Here is a 17,502-nt window from a genome sequence, read left to right as displayed (position 1 = left end):
GCAGGTGATTCCATTGGTTGGTTCTGATGCGAATCCGCAGCATGGTCAAATTGTTTTGATCAAAAGTGGAAGCGATGCTGGTCAATATGCTATAATTATAAGGTTGTTGGATGAAAGGTATGTTATGCTTGCTGACGGCGGCAGGAAGAAATTCGACCGCCCGAAGAAAAAGAACGTTCAGCATCTGCAATTGCTTAATTATATCTCTCCAGAAGTTCAGACCAGTCTCCAGGAGACCGGCCGTGTAACAAACGGAAAGTTGCGCTTTGCGCTTGCAAAGTATGTAAATGAATTCGTATATGACATGAAGAAGGGAGAATAAAGTTCAATGGCGAAAGACGATGTAATCGAAATAGAAGGCACAGTTGTTGATACTTTGCCAAATGCAATGTTTAAGGTAGAATTAGAAAATGGTCATACAGTGCTAGCTCATGTATCCGGTAAGATCCGCATGCACTTCATCCGCATTTTACCTGGAGATAAAGTAACAGTTGAGCTATCTCCATATGATTTAACACGCGGTAGAATCACATATCGTTTTAAATAATCATTGCACTCCGTACTATTAAGGAGGTTAGGATAATGAAAGTAAGACCATCAGTTAAACCAATCTGCGAAAAGTGTAAAGTTATCCGCAGACGTGGAAAAGTAATGGTTATCTGTGAAAACCCTAAACATAAACAAAAACAAGGTTAATTCGAAGGAGGTGCGCTTATACAATGGCACGTATTGCTGGTGTAGATGTTCCACGTGAAAAACGTGTAGTAATCTCATTAACTTATATCTTTGGTATTGGTAAATCTACAGCTCAGAAGGTTTTGGCTGAAGCTGGTGTTTCTGAAGACACTCGTGTTCGTGATCTTACAGAAGATGAACTTAACAAAATCCGTGACATCATCGACAAATTGAAAGTTGAAGGTGACCTTCGCCGTGAGGTTTCACTAAACATCAAACGTCTTATGGAGATCGGAAGCTATCGCGGTCTACGTCATCGCCGTGGTTTACCGGTTCGCGGACAAAACACTAAAAACAACGCTCGTACACGCAAAGGTCCTCGTAAGACTGTAGCGAACAAGAAGAAATAATCGGTAAAGGAGGTAACTTTAAATGGCTCGTAAAACTAATACACGTAAGCGTCGTGTGAAAAAGAATATTGAACAGGGTATTGCACATATCCGTTCTACTTTCAACAACACAATCGTAACTATCACTGATGTTCATGGAAATGCTATTTCATGGTCAAGTGCTGGAGCTCTTGGATTCAGAGGTTCTCGTAAATCTACTCCATTCGCAGCACAAATGGCAGCTGAAACTGCAGCTAAAACTTCTCAGGAACACGGTATGAAATCCCTTGAAGTAACTGTTAAAGGACCTGGTGCAGGACGTGAAGCTGCAATCCGTGCTCTTCAAGCTGCTGGTCTAGAAGTTACTGCTATCAGAGACGTAACTCCAGTTCCTCATAACGGATGTCGTCCGCCTAAACGCCGCCGTGTATAATTTTTCTGTATAGAATTTGTATCCTTGTCTATAATGGGATATGATACTAATTTTTTAGTTATACAGAATAATTATTCCAGTTGTTGTGCACAAAACGGGAACGTATACATGGGGGAATTTCGGTTAGAGATTGCTAGCCGGGGTTTCGACGTTTTGAAGGAGGGTATATTTTGATGATCGAAATAGAAAAACCAAAAATCGAAACGGTTGAGATCAACGATGATGCCAAGTACGGCAAGTTCGTCGTCGAGCCACTTGAGCGTGGGTATGGTACAACTTTGGGTAACTCCTTACGTCGTATCCTTTTATCCTCACTCCCAGGTGCCGCTGTCACATCGATCCAAATTGATGGGGTACTTCATGAGTTCTCAACAATTGAAGGCGTCGTAGAAGATGTAACATCTATCATTTTAAACATTAAAAAACTAGCACTTAAAATCTACTCTGATGAAGAAAAAACATTGGAAATCGATGTTCAGGGTGAGGGTGTAGTGAAGGCAGCTGACGTAACACATGACAGCGATGTTGAAATCCTAAATCCGGATCTTCATATTGCTACTCTTGGTTCGAATGCCCACCTGCGCATGCGTTTAACTGCAAGACGCGGACGAGGCTATACACCAGCTGACCAAAACAAGAGAGAAGATCAGCCAATCGGTGTGATTCCGATCGATTCCATCTACACTCCAGTATCTCGTATTTCTTACCAGGTAGAGAATACACGTGTGGGTCAAATGACTAACTTTGATAAGTTAACATTCGATGTTTGGACTGACGGCAGTACAGGTCCTCAAGATGCGGTTGCACTTGGAGCGAAGATCTTAACTGAGCATTTGAATATCTTTGTCGGTTTAACTGACGAAGCTCAAAATGCCGAAATCATGGTTGAAAAAGAAGAAGACCAAAAAGAGAAAGTACTTGAGATGACAATTGAAGAACTCGACTTGTCTGTCCGTTCTTACAACTGCTTAAAGCGCGCTGGCATCAATACTGTTCAGGAATTAGCCAATAAGACTGAAGAGGATATGATGAAGGTCCGTAACCTTGGCAGAAAGTCACTTGAGGAAGTAAAACATAAATTAGAAGATCTTGGACTGGGCTTACGCAAAGACGATTGATTAATGAAGATTAATTGATTATCTGCATGTTTGCTTTCAGCAGATTGAATGACTTCAACAAAGGAGGGAAACTTTCATGGGATACAGAAAGTTAGGACGCACTAGCTCACAACGTAAAGCTATGCTGCGTGACTTAGCAACAGATCTAATCATCAATGAGCGCATCGAAACAACTGAAGCTCGTGCGAAAGAACTTCGTTCAGTTGTTGAGAAAATGATCACTCTTGGAAAGCGCGGCGACTTGCATGCACGCCGTCAAGCAGCTGCATTTGTTCGCAACGAGGTAGCTAACGCTGAAACTGACCAGGATGCAGTTCAAAAATTATTCAGCGACATCGCAACTCGTTATGAAGAGCGCCAAGGCGGATACACTCGTATTATGAAACTTGGACCTCGTCGTGGAGACGGTGCGCCAATGGTAATCATCGAGTTAGTATAATTTTTTAAGGAAAGGGCGCGGGACGGTTTCATAGAACTTGTTCTTTGCCCTTTTTCTATAAAAATGGCTGTTTCCTTAATTTGTAAGGAACGCCGAAATCAGGCCAAAAACGAGCGTTACGATGAGCATGTACAGCTAGTAAACAGGAATGGATGAACAATAGATTCCCCATTGCCTGGTACATTGACTCGTCTAGCTCATGCACCTCTTCCGGAAAGAAGAAATGCGCCCGGCAGTTTACTGCCTGACGGAAAGAGGTGCAGGCTTTTTTAAATTCAGTATGTTCATAAACCATAAGGAAATCGAGTGTCTCTGAACATTTATACAATAGCAAGAACCAACCACCATACTGCGTCAGTATGAGCTTTTAATAGGGAGGCATAATAGGCATCCAATAAGCTTAGATAGCAGAAATCCAGATTTCTTGTGTATTACAAGTGTGGGAGAATGGTATCATTCAACGCTTGCTATCCGGTAACATAACCTATTATCGAACTATTTAAAGCTCGCCAACAATGGCGGGTTTTTTCATTATTAGAGCAGAGCTGAAATAGAGAAGCAGAGCTGAGAGGAGGACTTCAAATGACCGAGCCGCTGGTAGAATTAAAAAATGTTTCGTTTAAGTACGATGCAGAAGCTGCATATGCTCTGGACAATGTCTCTTTTAATATATATAAAGGAGAATGGCTCGCAATAGTCGGGCATAATGGTTCCGGAAAATCTACACTTGCCAAATTGCTTAATGGCCTGCACTTTCCTCTGGAAGGCAGCATTACAGTAGGCGGAATTTCATTGAGTGAAGAGACGGTATGGGAAGTAAGAAAGAAGATTGGCATGGTTTTTCAAAATCCGGATAACCAGTTTGTTGGAACGACCGTACGGGATGATGTGGCTTTTGGTTTAGAAAACCATGGTATTGAAAGAAATGACATGGTTCAGCGTGTTACAGAATCACTGGAGAAGGTCAAAATGACATCATTTCTTAATCAAGAGCCGCACCATCTTTCCGGAGGACAGAAACAAAGGGTGGCCATTGCCGGTGTCATTGCCTTAAGGCCGGATATTATTATTCTCGATGAGTCAACATCCATGCTGGACCCAAGAGGGCGTGAAGAGGTACTTGAAACTGTCAGAGAGCTCAAGCGGGATTATCAGATGACCGTCATCTCCATCACTCATGACCTGGAGGAGGCAGCAAAGGCTGACCGCATCATAGTCATGAACAAAGGCCAGCTATATCGGGAAGGCACGCCTGAGGAAATTTTTCAAATGGATGAGGAGCTTGTAAAGCTGGGGTTAGATATTCCTTTTCCTGTGAAACTTAGCAAGGTATTAAGAGAAAAAGGATTGCCGTTATCTAGACATTATCTATCTGAAGAAGAGTTGGTGGAAGAATTATGGACATCTCACTCCAAAATGTAGAATACCGTTATCAGATTAATACGCCATTTGAGCGTCTTGCAATAAAGGATGTCTCCATCGATATTCCATCTGGCACGTTTCTAGCGATCATCGGTCATACCGGATCAGGCAAGTCGACTGTCCTGCAGCATTTAAATGCCCTGCTTAAGCCGACAGAAGGCCAGGTGGTGATTGGAAACCGGATGATCAACCCGGAAAAGAAACAAAAAAACCTGAAAGAAATCCGGCAAAGAGTCGGAATCGTATTTCAATTTCCTGAGCATCAGCTGTTTGAGGAAACGGTCGAGAAAGATATTTGCTTTGGTCCAATGAACTTCGGAGTTACAGAAGAGGAAGCCAAAAAAAGAGCGCGAGCAGCTATAGGACAGGTGGGCCTGCCGGAAGAAATTTTAAGCAAGTCCCCATTTGACCTGTCAGGCGGCCAAATGAGACGGGTAGCCATAGCCGGAGTGCTGGCAATGGAGCCTGATGTCATTGTCCTGGATGAGCCTACTGCAGGACTCGATCCGCGGGGCCGAAAGGAAATCATGGATATGTTCTACAGTCTGCATGGGACAAGGGGGCTCTCGACGGTGCTTGTGACACATAGCATGGAGGATGCTTCCCGCTATGCTGATCAGATTGTCATCATGCACAACGGCGAAGTCTACAAAAAGGGAACACCGGAAGAAATTTTTTCATCTCCGGAAGGCTTGCTTAAGCTTGGACTCGATGTTCCGGAGGTTGTCCGCTTTCAGCTGAAAATGGAAAAATCACTTAACGTCCGTCTTTCTAGGACGTGTCTGACAATGGATGAGCTGACGGATGAGATTGCTGCTGTGATGAAAAGGGGGACAGCTACATGATGGACAAAATGATTTTTGGGCGCTATGTTCCGGCCGAGTCTGTCATCCATAGGATGGATCCCCGTTCAAAGCTTGTCCTTATTTTCTTATTCGTGTGCATCGTCTTTCTGGCAAATAATTTGCTGACATACGGTCTTCTGACGGTTTATACCTTTCTTATGATTGCTTTATCGAAGGTTCCGATCCGGTTTATCTATACAGGATTGAAGCCGGTCCTTCTGCTTGTTATTTTCACTTTATTCCTCCATTTGTTTTTGACAAAAGAGGGTGAAGTTCTCTTCCGGTTTGGATGGATTACAATCTATGAGGAAGGTTTGAGACAGGGGATTTTCATCTCATTGCGCTTCTTCCTGCTCATTCTGATGACTTCTATTCTGACTTTAACCACAACTCCGATTGAAATTACGGATGGTCTGGAAAGTCTGCTCAATCCATTAAATAAAGTGAAGTTTCCAGTGCACGAACTGGCTTTGATGATGTCGATTTCTCTCCGCTTCATTCCGACACTCATGCAGGAAACCGATAAAATCATGAAGGCCCAGACAGCCAGGGGAGCCGATTTTACAAGCGGGCCGATAAAAGAACGTGTTAAAGCCATTATACCTCTTTTAATTCCTTTGTTTGTCAGCTCGTTCAAGCGGGCTGAAGAGCTTGCTGTGGCGATGGAGTCACGCGGCTATAGAGGCGGGGAAGGCAGAACGAAATACAGGCAGCTTAGCTGGGGCCTGAAGGATACGGCAATGCTCGCCATGCTTGCAGCCCTGGCTCTGTTGTTAATCCTGCTGAGAACGTAATGGGGTGACCTTATGCAAAGATTTAAATGTATTGTGACGTATGACGGCACCCTTTTTGCAGGCTATCAGGTGCAGCCTGGCAAGCGGACGGTGCAGGGAGAGCTGGAACGGGCCTTAAAGAAGATTCATAAAGGAAAAGACATCAGGGTGACTGCCTCAGGCAGAACCGATGCAGGTGTCCATGCAAGGGGCCAGGTGATTCATTTCGATTCCCCTTTGAATATTCCGATTGAAAAATGGGAAATCGCCCTTAATTCCCTGCTGCCGGATGATGTGGCAATCATCGGGACCGAGACAGTGTCAGATGACTTTCATGTCCGTTTTGATGCAAAAGGGAAGGAATATCGGTACTTCGTGCACCGATCCTCCAGGAGGGACCCGTTTAAACGCCAATATGCCTATCAGTACCCGTACCCAATAAATAAGGATGCGATCAGACAGGCGGCAGCGGGTTTAATAGGGACACATGATTTCACAAGCTTCTGCTCCGCCAAGACGGAAGTGGAGGATAAAGTCAGGGAACTCCAGGAGATAGATGTTCTTGAAGAAGGGAACATGATCATCTTCCGATTTAGAGGCACTGGATTTTTATATAATATGGTCCGGATCCTGACAGGCACCCTTCTGGAAGTCGGCTCAGGGGAAAGAGACCCCGAATCCATGCCAGCTGTCCTTAAGGAAAAAAACAGATCAGCTGCAGGAAAAACAGCTCCTCCCCAGGGTTTATATTTGTGGGAAGTTTTTTATTAAGATTATTTGCTGGTGAAGGTGGTATTTTGGTTTTTATACAGAGTTGATTGGAGCGGAGGGCACTTGACTCCTACGGGAAGTGAGAAAAGTGAGAGACCCCGCAGGCGAAGCCGAGGAGGCTCTCATTACTCCCCGTGGAAAGCAAGTGTCCGCAGCGGAAATCAACGGACTCCATTCATAAGGCTAATAGTATTGATAAAGAAAAATCTTATAAAAAATTTGGAAAAACCTAATGAGGAACCGCGAGGGCGCGTTGTAAAGCCAAACGCAAATTAAAAAAGATTTTAAAACAACTAAACCAGGTGTAACATTCGCTTGACAATAGACTGTCAAAGTTATATTATAGCATATGGTATTATTATTAAAACCACGATAAGCCCCGGAACTTATTGTGTCGAATAGATAAACCAAAAAATTGATTATGAATGGAATTATTAGGAGGGAAACTGATGCGTACAACGTTTATGGCGAATGCAAACAATATCGAACGTAAATGGTACGTGATTGATGCTGAAGGCAAAACTCTTGGTCGTCTTGCTAGTGAAGTAGCGTCAATCCTACGTGGTAAACATAAACCAACTTATACACCACATGTTGATACTGGTGATCATGTAATTCTTATCAACGCTTCAAAAATCGAACTTACTGGGAAAAAGCTTACTGACAAGATCTACTACCGTCACAGCATGCACCCAGGCGGTTTAAAAACAAGAACTGCTCTTGAAATGCGTACAAACTACCCTGAGAGAATGCTTGAGCTTGCTATCAAAGGCATGCTTCCAAAGAACTCTCTTGGCCGTCAAATGTTCAAGAAATTACACGTATATGCTGGTAGCGAACATAAGCACCAAGCACAACAACCTGAAGTTTACGAACTTCGTGGATAATTTTTAGGGAGGTTATTAACTTGGCACAGGTTCAATATATTGGTACTGGTCGTCGTAAGAGCTCCGTTGCACGTGTTCGTTTAGTTCCAGGCGACGGTAAAATCATCATCAATGGTCGTGAAATCACAGAATACATTCCTTTTGCAGCTTTACGTGAAGTTGTAAAACAGCCGCTTGTAGCTACTGAAACAGTTAACAGCTATGACATTCTTGTAAATGTAAACGGCGGTGGATACACTGGTCAAGCTGGCGCAATCCGCCACGGCATCGCTCGTGCATTGCTTCAAGCTGATCCTGAATTCCGTCCAACATTAAAGCGCGCAGGACTATTAACTCGTGACGCACGTATGAAAGAGCGTAAGAAATACGGTCTTAAAGGTGCTCGTCGTGCTCCTCAGTTCTCAAAGCGTTAATTATTGCTTACCAAAGCTCTCAGCCATTTTGGCTGGGAGCTTTTTTCTTATTTTATTTAACCTCTGCTCCCTTTATTCTCTGCAGCCCACCCAGCAAGCTGAGGCTTTATTTCGGCAGCGTTGAAAAATTGGAAATTATATTATTGCAAATATCGGGCTGAGAGAGGATTATTTACGATGAGAGAGCCTCAGCGGAGCTTAGACCGTATATGTTAGCGTTTTCATTCACTATCTCGCCCTTATCCTCCCGTCTTTCCCTAATACCCTTGAATCTGTATTTGAGCATGTTACGATAGATAACGTTGATAAAATACGAACGGATATACGAACAGTTTTTCATCTGAAGGAGGATGTCCATGTTAGCCAATAAAACAATTGCATTTTTAGGGGCAGGGTCAATGGCGGAATCTATGATCTCAGGAGTCATTACAGCTGAAAAAATGTCACCTGATCGGGTTTTTGTAACGAACAGGAGCAATGCAGACAGACTGGAAGAGATTCAAGATCAGTATGGTGTATGTGCCATACCGCAAAACGAACTTCCATTTGAGGAAATTGATTTATTTATTTTAGCCATGAAGCCAAAAGGAGCAGAAGAAGCTCTTCGTTCCATTAAAGACAAATTATATCCCGGCCAGGTCATTCTCTCTGTTTTGGCAGGCATTACGACAGAGTTCATGGAAGAGCATTTAAATCCGGGACAGCAGGTAGTGCGTGTGATGCCGAATACTTCTAGCATGATTCAGGAATCTGCGACGGCTGTCGTGGCAGGCAAGAATACGAGCATGGCCAATGTGGAAATGGTAAAGGAATTACTGGAATGCATGGGTGAAGTGTATACCATCGATGAAGACCAGATGGATGTTTTTACAGGATTAGCCGGAAGCGGTCCTGCTTACTTCTATTATCTGATGGAAAATATGGAGCGGGTAGGGGTGCAAAAAGGAATGGATGAAGAGACTGTCCGCAAAATTGTTGCCCAGACGATATTTGGAGCAGCTAAGATGGTGCTTGAAAAGGAAGAAACGCCAACTTCTCTAAGAGAGAAAGTGACATCTCCTAATGGCACGACCGCCTCAGGACTGGAAGCATTAAGGAGATACAACGGGGGCGAAGCCATCACACAGGCAGTTGAGCATGCCGCCAAACGTTCGAAGGAGATCAGTGAAGAGTTGGAAGGTGCTCTTGTCACTTCCTAAGGGAAATGGATTTACAAGTTCACAGGAGGTATTGGATGTTGATGAAAGAAAAGCAGATAAAAAGAGTTGTTATTAAGATTGGAAGCAGCTCATTAACAAGCATGCACGGGGAGATCAGCCGCAGAAAGCTTGAAAAGTTTGCTGAGCAAATTGTCGAGCTGAAGGATGCCGGCTATGAAACAGCAGTTGTGTCATCAGGTGCTGTTGCAGCAGGATATAGGAAGCTTGGCTGTCTTGACCGGCCTTCTTCCCTTCCGGAAAAACAGGCTGCAGCTTCAATTGGCCAGGGGCTATTAATGGAATCTTACTCAGAACTCTTTTTATCTCATGGCTACGTAGCTTCACAAATCTTGATTACCAGAAGCGATTTCTCTGATGAAAATCGCTATGGCAATATGCATAACACCATGAATGTGCTGCTGGAGCGAGGCATCATCCCGATCATAAATGAAAATGACACGGTTACAGTCGATCGCCTGCGCTTCGGAGACAATGATACTCTGGCTGCAAAAGTGGCTGGTCTGATTGATGCAGATTTACTGATTATTTTATCTGACATTGACGGCCTCTATGACAGCAACCCGAATGATAATCCTCATGCGACACTTCTGGAGAGGGTTCACAGCATTACACCTGAAATCGAAGCGGCTGCAGGAGGATCTGGCAGTACTGTAGGAACAGGCGGCATGAAGTCAAAAATTCAGGCTGTGAAAATTGCAATGGCTGCAGGGATAGACTCCTTTTTAGGAAAAGCAGGAACGGAAAATATTTTAATGGAAGCTGTGGAAAACAGAGCGAGAGGCACCTACTTCACGCCGGAGCCGGATGCATTTAATCTGGATAATGAAAAGCAGTGGATTGCGTTCCACTCAGGTCCTGAAGGAAAGGTGACCATTAATTCCCATGGGATAGAAGCCATTGTGGATCATCAGGAAAATCTTTACCGCTCTGATATTCAGGAAGTCAAAGGGCGGTTTAAGGATGGAGCGGTCGTCCGCATTTTGGATGAAGAGGGAAAAGAAATCGGCCTCGGCCGCATTAACTATTCAAACGATCAGTTAAGCGCCCATACAGCAGATGAAGAGCTTGAACCGGCCATCGCTCAGGAAACGTTTGTATGCTCACGCGACTTTAAGCTGCCGGCACTTGTTTAAACTTTTTAGGAGGGATTCAATGACTACTGCATCAGCAGTAAAGATAAATAATGTAGAAGAACAGGCAATAAAGGCAAAAAGGGCTGCCAAAACGTTAAGTGTTTTAACAACGGAAGAAAAGAACGAAGCACTCTATATAGTTGCAGAGGCGTTGGAAACCGGATATGAATCGATACTTGCAGCTAATAGGGCCGATCTTGAAAATGGCAGGGAGAAAGGATTCGAAGAGGCATATATGGATCGCCTGTCATTATCGAAGGAGCGGGTTTATGAATTTGCAGACGGCCTTCGCCAGGTAGCTGAACTTCCCGACCCGATTGGAGATGTTATGTCGGGCTGGACTTTGGATAATGGGCTGAAGGTGGAAGAGGTCCGTGTTCCGCTTGGTGTCATCGGCATGATTTATGAAGCAAGACCTAATGTAACTGCCGATGCGGCTGGTCTTGCGCTGAAATCAGGAAATGCCATTGTCTTAAAAGGCGGGTCATCAGCACTGAATTCGAATCAGGCTATCGTCGATATTATTCATGAAGCTCTTGAAAAAACAAAGATACCTAAAGATGCTGTCCAATTCATTGCCACTGCAGACAGAGGAGCGACAAAGCAGCTGTTCACCATGAAAGAGCATATTGATGTCTTAATTCCGAGAGGCGGCGCATCCCTCATTAAAGCTGTAGTTGAGAATGCGACGGTGCCTGTACTCGAAACAGGAGTTGGAAACTGCCATATCTATGTTGATAAAGAAGCAGATCCGGAAAGAGCGATCAATATCCTCATTAATGCCAAAACTGACCGTCCCGCAGTCTGTAATGCAGCAGAAACGCTGATTGTTCATGAAGCATGGCTGGATCAGCATAAAGAATTGCTTGCAGAAGCTCTGAAGAAGCACGGGATTACTGTACATGGTGATGAGGCTGCAGCAGCTGTATTGCCTGATGTTATGTCAGCGGGAGAGAGTGATTGGGCGAATGAATATTTAAGCCTGGACTTAGCTGTGAAAATAGTGAATAGTCTTGAAGAGGCCATCGATCATATTGATCAATACGGCACCAAGCATTCTGAGGCGATTATTACCGAAAATGGGGTAACAGCCAAAAAGTTCATGCAGCTGACAGATGCTGCGGCGCTGTATCATAATGCGTCCACGAGATTCACGGATGGAGGCGCTCTTGGCTTTGGAGCGGAAATCGGCATTTCCACACAAAAACTCCATGCGAGAGGACCGATGGGTCTGCCTGCATTAACAACACGCAAATATCTCATGTCCGGAAATGGGCAGATTCGATAAGTTTTTTTAAAAAGCATCAGCTCCGGCTGGTGCTTTTCTAAAAAATAGAATTAATCCTGAAGTTAGATAACTGTCTAGCTCCAGGCGCCATTGGCTCTCGGGTCTAAGGCATTCCCTTCCAGAAGGAAAGAACACCATCTTACAGGGACCGTCTTATGCTAGTCGTCCCTGGGCAGTCGCCTTCACATTTCGTTCAATCCGTCTAAAAGGTAAAGAACAACCTTTCAGCCGGCTTGTCTTATGCTTGAGGCCCGCAGGACAAGGAAGGCTTCGTTAGTATAAACATCGCACGACCAAAAGCGGCAGCTTTTGGAAGGACGTGGCGGTTTTAGTCTGCGTTCCTTTATAAGCGGGCGCCTTCCGCTTTTCTGATAAAAAATTGGCAGCCCAATTGCGGCTGCTTTTTGCATTTCTCTCCCGCTGCAGATAAAGACTATCTACAAGGGGTGAGAAACGTGACTGTCATAACGACGTTCAAAGAGAAAAAAAGAGAAAAACAGATCAAATATGAAAAATCAGTCCTTCGGGAAATTTCGATAAAAGCCTTAAAAGAAAAAGTACAGCAATTTTTTGGTTCTTCCAGATTTGTCTCCGGTCTGATGATGAATGCCGGAATTGAGGAGGCTTGCTATGATGTAGCGATTGAAGCCTATTTGCTGGGGGCAAACTACAGCCGTTTTGGGCGATATGGCGAATCGCTGGATCAGGTCCGTTATAGATGTGAAAAAGAGTATAAGCATTTAGTGGATACACTATATAACTTTTTCCTATATTGGGGTCATGGTTCGGAAGCTGTTATGAGTGAATCCCTTTATTATATGTGCGAGCAATACGTAAACAGCTGGTGGTCGGAAGGATTCAATAAAGGGGAGAGAAGGCATAAATTGCGTCTCCACTGAAAAGTGATTTTGATCAGACTGCTGTCCTGATCGAAGTTCTAGATCTCCGCCTTGTCCCATATATTGAAATGAGGATAAGCAGGAGGGGACTGATTAGGGCGTATGAAGAAGAAATTAAAAATAGGCGGGTTTGCGATCGGGCTTATCGTCCTTTTTCTTATTTTGCAATATGACTTTACGGATGATGATTCCTGGGAATCGTGGAATCTGCCTTTAACCGGTAAGATCATCTTGCTTGATCCCGGACATGGCGGCCCGGATGGCGGGGCAGGTGACGAAGGGGCACTCGAGAAAGATATTGCGCTGGAAGTATCATTAAAAGTAAGGGATTACCTCCAGGAGCAGGGAGCGCTTGTGCTCATGACGAGGGAGGACGACAGGGACCTCGCACCAGAGGGAACGAGGGGATACAGCCGGAGAAAAGTAGAAGACCTGAAGAAACGGCTTGAAATGATAAATACGTCTAATTCTGATTTTTATGTCAGCATCCACTTAAATTCGATTCCCTCTCCCCGATGGAGCGGTGCGCAGACTTTCTATGCGCCCGGGATAAAGGAAAATGCCAAAGCTGCGAAATTCATACAGGATGAACTCCGCCGCAACCTGGAAAATACGAAGCGAAATTCCAAGCCTTTAAACAATGTATTCATCTTAAAATACGCCAAAAAGCCGGGTGTCTTAGTAGAAGTGGGATTCTTATCAAACCCGGGGGAACGGGCAAACCTGAAAACGGATGAATATCAGGATAAAATCGCTGCCTCCATCTATAATGGAATTATGCGCTACTATACCAATGAAAAAGAATTGACTGAAACATGGGAATGAAAAGGTGCTGAGAAAGTGCCTTTTCTTTTTTGAATATTTTTCCGGTGTGATACAATTAACTGTAAAGAATTTTCAATATGTTATACTGAAATGGAAACGAATTCAAAAGGCGGGTGCAATGTATGTTAACTGAACAGAAAGTCAGAGAAGCTTTGAGCGGCTTGAAGGAACCATTTATACATAGAACATTGGGCGAACTTAACGCCATTGAAGAAATTAAAATCAAGGAAGAAAAGAATCATGTCAGCGTTAAGATTCAAGTTGCCAAGACAGGTACAGCTGAACAGCTTCAGCTTCAGACGGAAGTCGTCAATCTTTTAAAAGAAGCAGGGGCGGCGACCGTCGGCATCCGCTTCAGCGAGCTTCCGGATGAAGTGCTTTCACAATATAGAGAGGCAGCGGCGGAAGAGGACAAAGGCCTGCTTTCTCCTGGTAATAAGACGGAATTCATTGCCATTGCCAGCGGAAAAGGCGGAGTCGGCAAATCCACTGTTTCGGTCAACCTGGCTGTATCCCTGGCAAGGCTGGGCAAAAAAGTTGGACTGATCGATGCTGACATTTATGGATTCAGCGTTCCGGATATGATGGGCATTACAAAGCGCCCTGTGGTCAGGGGAGAACGAATTCTGCCGGTTGAACGTTTTGGTGTTAAAGTGATTTCAATGGGATTCTTTGTGGAAGATAATGCGCCGATTATCTGGAGAGGGCCAATGCTTGGCAAAATGCTGAACAGCTTCTTCAATGAAGTTGAGTGGGGTGAATTAGACTACCTTCTTCTTGATTTGCCTCCGGGAACAGGAGATGTTGCCCTGGATGTGCACACTATGCTTCCTTCCTGCAAGGAAATTGTTGTGACAACTCCGCATCCTACCGCCGCATTTGTTGCTGCCAGAGCTGGTGCAATGGCACTTCGAACAGAGCATGAAATCCTGGGTGTTATCGAGAACATGGCCTACTTCGAAAGTCAATTGACTGGAGAAAGAGAGCACGTATTTGGCCAAGGCGGCGGTGAAAAGCTAGCTGATGAACTGCGGACAGAAGTGCTGGGCCAGCTTCCTCTACAGCAGCCTGACTGGAATGAGGAAGATTTTGCTCCGTCCATTTATGATAAAGACCATAAGCTTGGTCAAATCTATACGGATATTGCCCGTAAAGTTATCCAAACAATTGAAAGCAAATAATGAAAAAAGCCTCTTCCAAAATGGAAGAGGTTTTCTTCTTATAGGGGTTATGCTCCGCCGCCCTGGCCGCCACCGCCGCCGCCTTGGTCTTCACCCTGGCCGCCGCCTTCACCCCCGCTTTCTTGTCCGCCCTGCTCACCGCCGCTTTTCGTTTCCGCTGCTGCTTTCAGAAGAATGTCCTGAATTTTGGCTTTAAAGAGCGGGCTTTCAAATGTCTCAGTCATTACTTTCTGAATGTGCTCCCGATATTCCTTGCTTTTAAGGACATCTGTAACTTCTTTTTCAAGCTCGGGATCTTTAAGTACTTCTATCATCATTCCCCGGTATTCAGGGTCTTTCATAAGGTCTTTTAAAAGCTGCTCATTTTCCTTTTGCATACTTTTTGCCATGCTTTCGGCAAACTTTGGATCGTCAAAGGACTTCTTCCAAAACTCTGTGCCTTTATCGGAAGTTAAGGTCTTTTCAATGGTCTCACTTACAACCTTTTGGTCCATGACCATCTTTTGCTGCATTTTTTCATCAGCCATCAATTCTTCGAGTGCTTTTTTTCCTTCATCTGTCTTTAATATATCTACAACCATTTTTTTAGTTTGCTCATAATCCATTTGGCCGGCGCCCGATTCCCCTTGGCCGCAGCCTGATACGAAAAACACTAGCGCTAATGGAAGGAGCAAACGGAATGTTTTTTTCATGGTGAAGCTCCTTTCAGAGGTGTCCTTACCTTTAGAATGAAGATTTTCAGCAAATATTATGCGCTGGAAATACAATGCCTAGATTTTTCAAACTTTGGTTGGTACAATCAATAAGAATGAATTTATTTATTATGGGGGAAAAATAAATTGACTAGCCGTAATTGGGTAAAGCTTTTTATAACAACTCTTTTAGTCGGAGGAATAACGACGGGAGTTGTCGGGTTTATTGTGCGCTGGGATGAATTTGCGCCTATTTTTACTGACTTCGATTTCCTGGAGATTCTGTCGGTATTGTTCTGGCTTATCGGTGTAGGATTAATCTTCAGTATTATTAGCCAAATGGGCTTTTTTGCTTATTTGACAGTACACCGCTTTGGATTGGGGATTTTCAAAGGATTATGGAATCCTATTCAAATTGTCCTTATTTTATTTGCTTTATTTGACTTGGTTTATTTCCGCTATAAGGCTTTTGCCGGTGCGGGAGACAGCATGCTTCCGTATGTTGGCGTTGCAGCATTCCTTCTTATAGTCGCTCTTGTGGTCGCAGCAATTAAAACCAAACAGACCAACCAGCATGCCTTTATTCCTGCAGTCTTCTTCATGGTGGTCGTAACCGCCATCGAGTGGGTGCCGGTGCTAAGGGTAAACGAAGAAAGCTGGCTATATCTAATGCTGATCCCGTTATTAGTCTGCAACACCTATCAGCTGCTTATTCTTCATAAGCTGAATGAAGATTCTCAAAAGCAAAGAAGCCATATAGCTAAAAAGCCATCCAAATAACGGATGGCTTTTGTTTTATTTAATTTCATTTGTCTTTGTCTCGGCATTCGCAATCATTTCTGAGACGGAAACAAAGCTGAGCCCCTTGGAATCTACATCATTTAAAATGAGCGGAAGAGCCTTGGCTGTTTGCTTGGCAGAATCAGATGCATGCAAAAGTACAATATCTCCTTTTTTGGCTTTTGATACATTCTCTGCAATCCTTTCAACACCCGGATTCGTCCAATCCTTTGAATCGACGCTCCAATGGACAACGGTATAACCCATCCGGTCAGCAACCTTTAAGGTTTTCTGATCAAAATGCCCTGTTGGGGCGCGTACAAGCTTAATGTCTTTAACATTCAGTTTTCTAAATGCCTCCTGCGCCTTTGCAAGGTCCCTCCTGATTTTATCCTCTTCAAGCTCTGTATAATCTTCATAGCCATAGCCCAGAATTCCGATTTCATAGCCTTCTTTCACAATCCTTGAAACTAAATCCGGATGGCGCTCCGCCCAGGAACCGGCCAGGAAAAAGGTCGCAGATTTAACATTCTCTTTTTTAAGGATATCCAATATGGGCTCTGCTTTAACATCCCCCCATCCTATATTAAAGGTGAGGGCAATATCCTTTTCCCCTTTGTATATCGCCTTAGGCCCGTCTTTGGCTGAAAAAGCAGGCAAGTGGACAAAACTCTGCATGAAGAGGAACCATGCCGTGAAAAATGCTGCAATGACAACCAGTGAAATTTGTTTTAAAGACTTACCATTCAATACGTAAAAAAAGTTCATTATCGTTCACCTCGTCCGATACCTTCCTAGTCTCATACCTATGCTGAACTTGTCTCTTCCATGTATAAAAAAATTTATTCATAAAAAAACTTAATTGGAAAAATACTACAAAAAATAAATTGAAAAATGTATTGGAGGCAATCAAAATGATGGGAATGCTTTTAAGCCAAAAAGAGCTAAAAGAAATGGAGTATCTGATCAAGCGGGAAATGGACGAAATATTATTTGATTTAAAAGATGACAGAATCGACCACATTGTCAAAAGAGCGATGGAGGAACGATACAAAATTTTATTTTCCTTATTTCAGCGTATGGCTACGCCAGCAGATTGCCTGAAATACATGCGTTCCCGCCAGCATCATGAAAAGAAGGGGTGATTTTTTTGGGGTATGAAGAAAAAAACTCAGAAAGGTTGTTGACTTCTTATTGGTATCTTGGTATATTAATAAACGTCGCTGATGACGGAAAGCACCAATAAAAACAACTTAAAAAAAGTTGTTGACGTCGAAGTTGGCATGTGATATATTAAGAAAGTCGCTTCTGAGCGGCGG

General features: G+C 43.8%; 22 protein-coding genes and 1 pseudogene. 21 read left to right on the top strand and 2 right to left on the bottom strand.

Annotated elements, in window-relative coordinates; all coding sequences use genetic code 11:
- Nucleotides 1-13 precede the first annotated feature (13 nt).
- From CE058_RS19375 to CE058_RS19285, 19 genes and pseudogenes are all read left to right on the top strand, one after another.
- Nucleotides 14-372: pseudogene (locus CE058_RS19375) on the top strand (KOW domain-containing RNA-binding protein).
- On the top strand, nucleotides 329-547 hold the full coding sequence (infA, locus tag CE058_RS19370) for a translation initiation factor IF-1 (RefSeq protein ID WP_009336604.1): 219 nt from the start codon (nucleotides 329-331) through the stop codon (nucleotides 545-547). Before CE058_RS19375 ends, infA begins: the two are co-directional and overlap by 44 nt.
- A gap of 35 nt (nucleotides 548-582) precedes the next feature.
- Nucleotides 583-696 carry a 50S ribosomal protein L36 gene (rpmJ, locus tag CE058_RS19365; RefSeq protein WP_000868344.1) on the top strand — a complete coding sequence of 38 codons (114 nt, stop codon included), beginning with the start codon at nucleotides 583-585 and terminating at the stop codon, nucleotides 694-696.
- 23 nt (nucleotides 697-719) lie between these two features.
- A complete protein-coding gene (gene rpsM, locus CE058_RS19360; protein WP_009336605.1) occupies nucleotides 720-1,085 on the top strand; it encodes a 30S ribosomal protein S13 in 366 nt (121 codons plus the stop codon).
- Between the two features lie 22 nt (nucleotides 1,086-1,107).
- Nucleotides 1,108-1,497, top strand: a complete 390-nt coding sequence (rpsK, locus tag CE058_RS19355) for a 30S ribosomal protein S11 (protein WP_048011510.1) — start codon at nucleotides 1,108-1,110, stop codon at nucleotides 1,495-1,497.
- Between the two features lie 173 nt (nucleotides 1,498-1,670).
- On the top strand, nucleotides 1,671-2,615 hold the full coding sequence (locus CE058_RS19350; RefSeq protein ID WP_048011509.1) for a DNA-directed RNA polymerase subunit alpha: 945 nt from the start codon (nucleotides 1,671-1,673) through the stop codon (nucleotides 2,613-2,615).
- A gap of 76 nt (nucleotides 2,616-2,691) precedes the next feature.
- Nucleotides 2,692-3,054 carry a 50S ribosomal protein L17 gene (rplQ, locus tag CE058_RS19345; protein ID WP_009336608.1) on the top strand — a complete coding sequence of 121 codons (363 nt, stop codon included), beginning with the start codon at nucleotides 2,692-2,694 and terminating at the stop codon, nucleotides 3,052-3,054.
- 582 nt (nucleotides 3,055-3,636) lie between these two features.
- Nucleotides 3,637-4,476 carry an energy-coupling factor ABC transporter ATP-binding protein gene (locus CE058_RS19340; RefSeq protein WP_048011507.1) on the top strand — a complete coding sequence of 280 codons (840 nt, stop codon included), beginning with the start codon at nucleotides 3,637-3,639 and terminating at the stop codon, nucleotides 4,474-4,476.
- Entirely contained in the window at nucleotides 4,452-5,321 is an 870-nt protein-coding gene (locus tag CE058_RS19335; protein WP_048011506.1) for an energy-coupling factor ABC transporter ATP-binding protein, read from the top strand. Before CE058_RS19340 ends, CE058_RS19335 begins: the two co-directional genes overlap by 25 nt.
- Entirely contained in the window at nucleotides 5,318-6,115 is a 798-nt protein-coding gene (locus tag CE058_RS19330; protein ID WP_048011505.1) for an energy-coupling factor transporter transmembrane component T family protein, read from the top strand. Before CE058_RS19335 ends, CE058_RS19330 begins: the two co-directional genes overlap by 4 nt.
- A 12-nt stretch (nucleotides 6,116-6,127) precedes the next feature.
- Complete coding sequence (gene truA / locus CE058_RS19325) at nucleotides 6,128-6,865, top strand: tRNA pseudouridine(38-40) synthase TruA (protein ID WP_163144784.1); 738 nt, start codon at nucleotides 6,128-6,130, stop codon at nucleotides 6,863-6,865.
- A 449-nt stretch (nucleotides 6,866-7,314) separates the two neighbouring features.
- Nucleotides 7,315-7,752 carry a 50S ribosomal protein L13 gene (gene rplM / locus CE058_RS19320; protein WP_048011503.1) on the top strand — a complete coding sequence of 146 codons (438 nt, stop codon included), beginning with the start codon at nucleotides 7,315-7,317 and terminating at the stop codon, nucleotides 7,750-7,752.
- A 20-nt stretch (nucleotides 7,753-7,772) separates the two neighbouring features.
- The gene (gene rpsI / locus CE058_RS19315) at nucleotides 7,773-8,165 is read left to right on the top strand and encodes a 30S ribosomal protein S9 (protein WP_048011502.1); all 393 of its coding nucleotides are present in this window, start codon (nucleotides 7,773-7,775) and stop codon (nucleotides 8,163-8,165) included.
- Between the two features lie 356 nt (nucleotides 8,166-8,521).
- Nucleotides 8,522-9,364 carry a pyrroline-5-carboxylate reductase gene (gene proC / locus CE058_RS19310; RefSeq protein WP_048011501.1) on the top strand — a complete coding sequence of 281 codons (843 nt, stop codon included), beginning with the start codon at nucleotides 8,522-8,524 and terminating at the stop codon, nucleotides 9,362-9,364.
- Between the two features lie 35 nt (nucleotides 9,365-9,399).
- The gene (proB, locus tag CE058_RS19305; RefSeq protein WP_048011500.1) at nucleotides 9,400-10,518 is read left to right on the top strand and encodes a glutamate 5-kinase; all 1,119 of its coding nucleotides are present in this window, start codon (nucleotides 9,400-9,402) and stop codon (nucleotides 10,516-10,518) included.
- 19 nt (nucleotides 10,519-10,537) lie between these two features.
- Nucleotides 10,538-11,806 carry a glutamate-5-semialdehyde dehydrogenase gene (locus CE058_RS19300; protein ID WP_163144783.1) on the top strand — a complete coding sequence of 423 codons (1,269 nt, stop codon included), beginning with the start codon at nucleotides 10,538-10,540 and terminating at the stop codon, nucleotides 11,804-11,806.
- A gap of 455 nt (nucleotides 11,807-12,261) precedes the next feature.
- Nucleotides 12,262-12,705 (top strand): YbaK family protein, encoded by a 444-nt coding sequence (locus CE058_RS19295; protein ID WP_048011497.1) that lies wholly within the window; start codon nucleotides 12,262-12,264, stop codon nucleotides 12,703-12,705.
- 102 nt (nucleotides 12,706-12,807) lie between these two features.
- Nucleotides 12,808-13,530 carry an N-acetylmuramoyl-L-alanine amidase CwlD gene (gene cwlD / locus CE058_RS19290; RefSeq protein WP_135147989.1) on the top strand — a complete coding sequence of 241 codons (723 nt, stop codon included), beginning with the start codon at nucleotides 12,808-12,810 and terminating at the stop codon, nucleotides 13,528-13,530.
- 122 nt (nucleotides 13,531-13,652) lie between these two features.
- Nucleotides 13,653-14,711: an Mrp/NBP35 family ATP-binding protein gene (locus CE058_RS19285; RefSeq protein ID WP_048011495.1), complete on the top strand. Its 1,059-nt coding sequence runs from the start codon at nucleotides 13,653-13,655 to the stop codon at nucleotides 14,709-14,711.
- A gap of 47 nt (nucleotides 14,712-14,758) precedes the next feature.
- Here CE058_RS19285 and gerD read toward each other — a convergent pair whose 3' ends face one another.
- Entirely contained in the window at nucleotides 14,759-15,403 is a 645-nt protein-coding gene (gerD, locus tag CE058_RS19280) for a spore germination lipoprotein GerD (RefSeq protein WP_048011494.1), read from the bottom strand.
- Nucleotides 15,404-15,550: 147 nt separating this feature from the next.
- Here gerD and CE058_RS19275 point away from each other — a divergent pair, with 147 nt between their 5' ends.
- Complete coding sequence (locus CE058_RS19275) at nucleotides 15,551-16,183, top strand: KinB-signaling pathway activation protein (protein ID WP_048011493.1); 633 nt, start codon at nucleotides 15,551-15,553, stop codon at nucleotides 16,181-16,183.
- 15 nt (nucleotides 16,184-16,198) lie between these two features.
- Here CE058_RS19275 and pdaB read toward each other — a convergent pair whose 3' ends face one another.
- Entirely contained in the window at nucleotides 16,199-16,951 is a 753-nt protein-coding gene (gene pdaB, locus CE058_RS19270; protein WP_048011492.1) for a polysaccharide deacetylase family sporulation protein PdaB, read from the bottom strand.
- 146 nt (nucleotides 16,952-17,097) lie between these two features.
- Between pdaB and CE058_RS19265 the strand changes: the two genes are divergently transcribed.
- Entirely contained in the window at nucleotides 17,098-17,328 is a 231-nt protein-coding gene (locus tag CE058_RS19265; protein WP_048011491.1) for a hypothetical protein, read from the top strand.
- Nucleotides 17,329-17,502 lie beyond the last annotated feature (174 nt).

The sequence above is a fragment of the Bacillus sp. 22-7 genome (genome assembly GCF_010628845.1).
Lineage (GTDB): Bacteria > Bacillota > Bacilli > Bacillales > Cytobacillaceae > Cytobacillus > Cytobacillus firmus_B.
This window is presented reverse-complemented; position numbering and strand designations above follow the sequence as displayed.

Bases quoted from the DNA above. Each gene is read 5' to 3' on its own strand.
- rpsK (WP_048011510.1), top strand. From the start codon at position 1,108: ATGGCTCGTAAAACTAATACACGTAAGCGTCGTGTGAAAAAGAATATT.
- proB (WP_048011500.1), top strand. From the start codon at position 9,400: ATGTTGATGAAAGAAAAGCAGATAAAAAGAGTTGTTATTAAGATTGGA.
- rpsM (WP_009336605.1), top strand. From the start codon at position 720: ATGGCACGTATTGCTGGTGTAGATGTTCCACGTGAAAAACGTGTAGTA.
- CE058_RS19330 (WP_048011505.1), top strand. From the start codon at position 5,318: ATGATGGACAAAATGATTTTTGGGCGCTATGTTCCGGCCGAGTCTGTC.
- gerD (WP_048011494.1), bottom strand. From the start codon at position 15,403: ATGAAAAAAACATTCCGTTTGCTCCTTCCATTAGCGCTAGTGTTTTTC.
- CE058_RS19285 (WP_048011495.1), top strand. From the start codon at position 13,653: ATGTTAACTGAACAGAAAGTCAGAGAAGCTTTGAGCGGCTTGAAGGAA.
- CE058_RS19350 (WP_048011509.1), top strand. From the start codon at position 1,671: ATGATCGAAATAGAAAAACCAAAAATCGAAACGGTTGAGATCAACGAT.
- cwlD (WP_135147989.1), top strand. From the start codon at position 12,808: ATGAAGAAGAAATTAAAAATAGGCGGGTTTGCGATCGGGCTTATCGTC.
- CE058_RS19300 (WP_163144783.1), top strand. From the start codon at position 10,538: ATGACTACTGCATCAGCAGTAAAGATAAATAATGTAGAAGAACAGGCA.
- CE058_RS19340 (WP_048011507.1), top strand. From the start codon at position 3,637: ATGACCGAGCCGCTGGTAGAATTAAAAAATGTTTCGTTTAAGTACGAT.
- rplQ (WP_009336608.1), top strand. From the start codon at position 2,692: ATGGGATACAGAAAGTTAGGACGCACTAGCTCACAACGTAAAGCTATG.
- rplM (WP_048011503.1), top strand. From the start codon at position 7,315: ATGCGTACAACGTTTATGGCGAATGCAAACAATATCGAACGTAAATGG.
- proC (WP_048011501.1), top strand. From the start codon at position 8,522: ATGTTAGCCAATAAAACAATTGCATTTTTAGGGGCAGGGTCAATGGCG.
- CE058_RS19335 (WP_048011506.1), top strand. From the start codon at position 4,452: ATGGACATCTCACTCCAAAATGTAGAATACCGTTATCAGATTAATACG.
- CE058_RS19265 (WP_048011491.1), top strand. From the start codon at position 17,098: ATGATGGGAATGCTTTTAAGCCAAAAAGAGCTAAAAGAAATGGAGTAT.
- infA (WP_009336604.1), top strand. From the start codon at position 329: ATGGCGAAAGACGATGTAATCGAAATAGAAGGCACAGTTGTTGATACT.
- pdaB (WP_048011492.1), bottom strand. From the start codon at position 16,951: ATGAACTTTTTTTACGTATTGAATGGTAAGTCTTTAAAACAAATTTCA.
- rpmJ (WP_000868344.1), top strand. From the start codon at position 583: ATGAAAGTAAGACCATCAGTTAAACCAATCTGCGAAAAGTGTAAAGTT.
- truA (WP_163144784.1), top strand. From the start codon at position 6,128: ATGCAAAGATTTAAATGTATTGTGACGTATGACGGCACCCTTTTTGCA.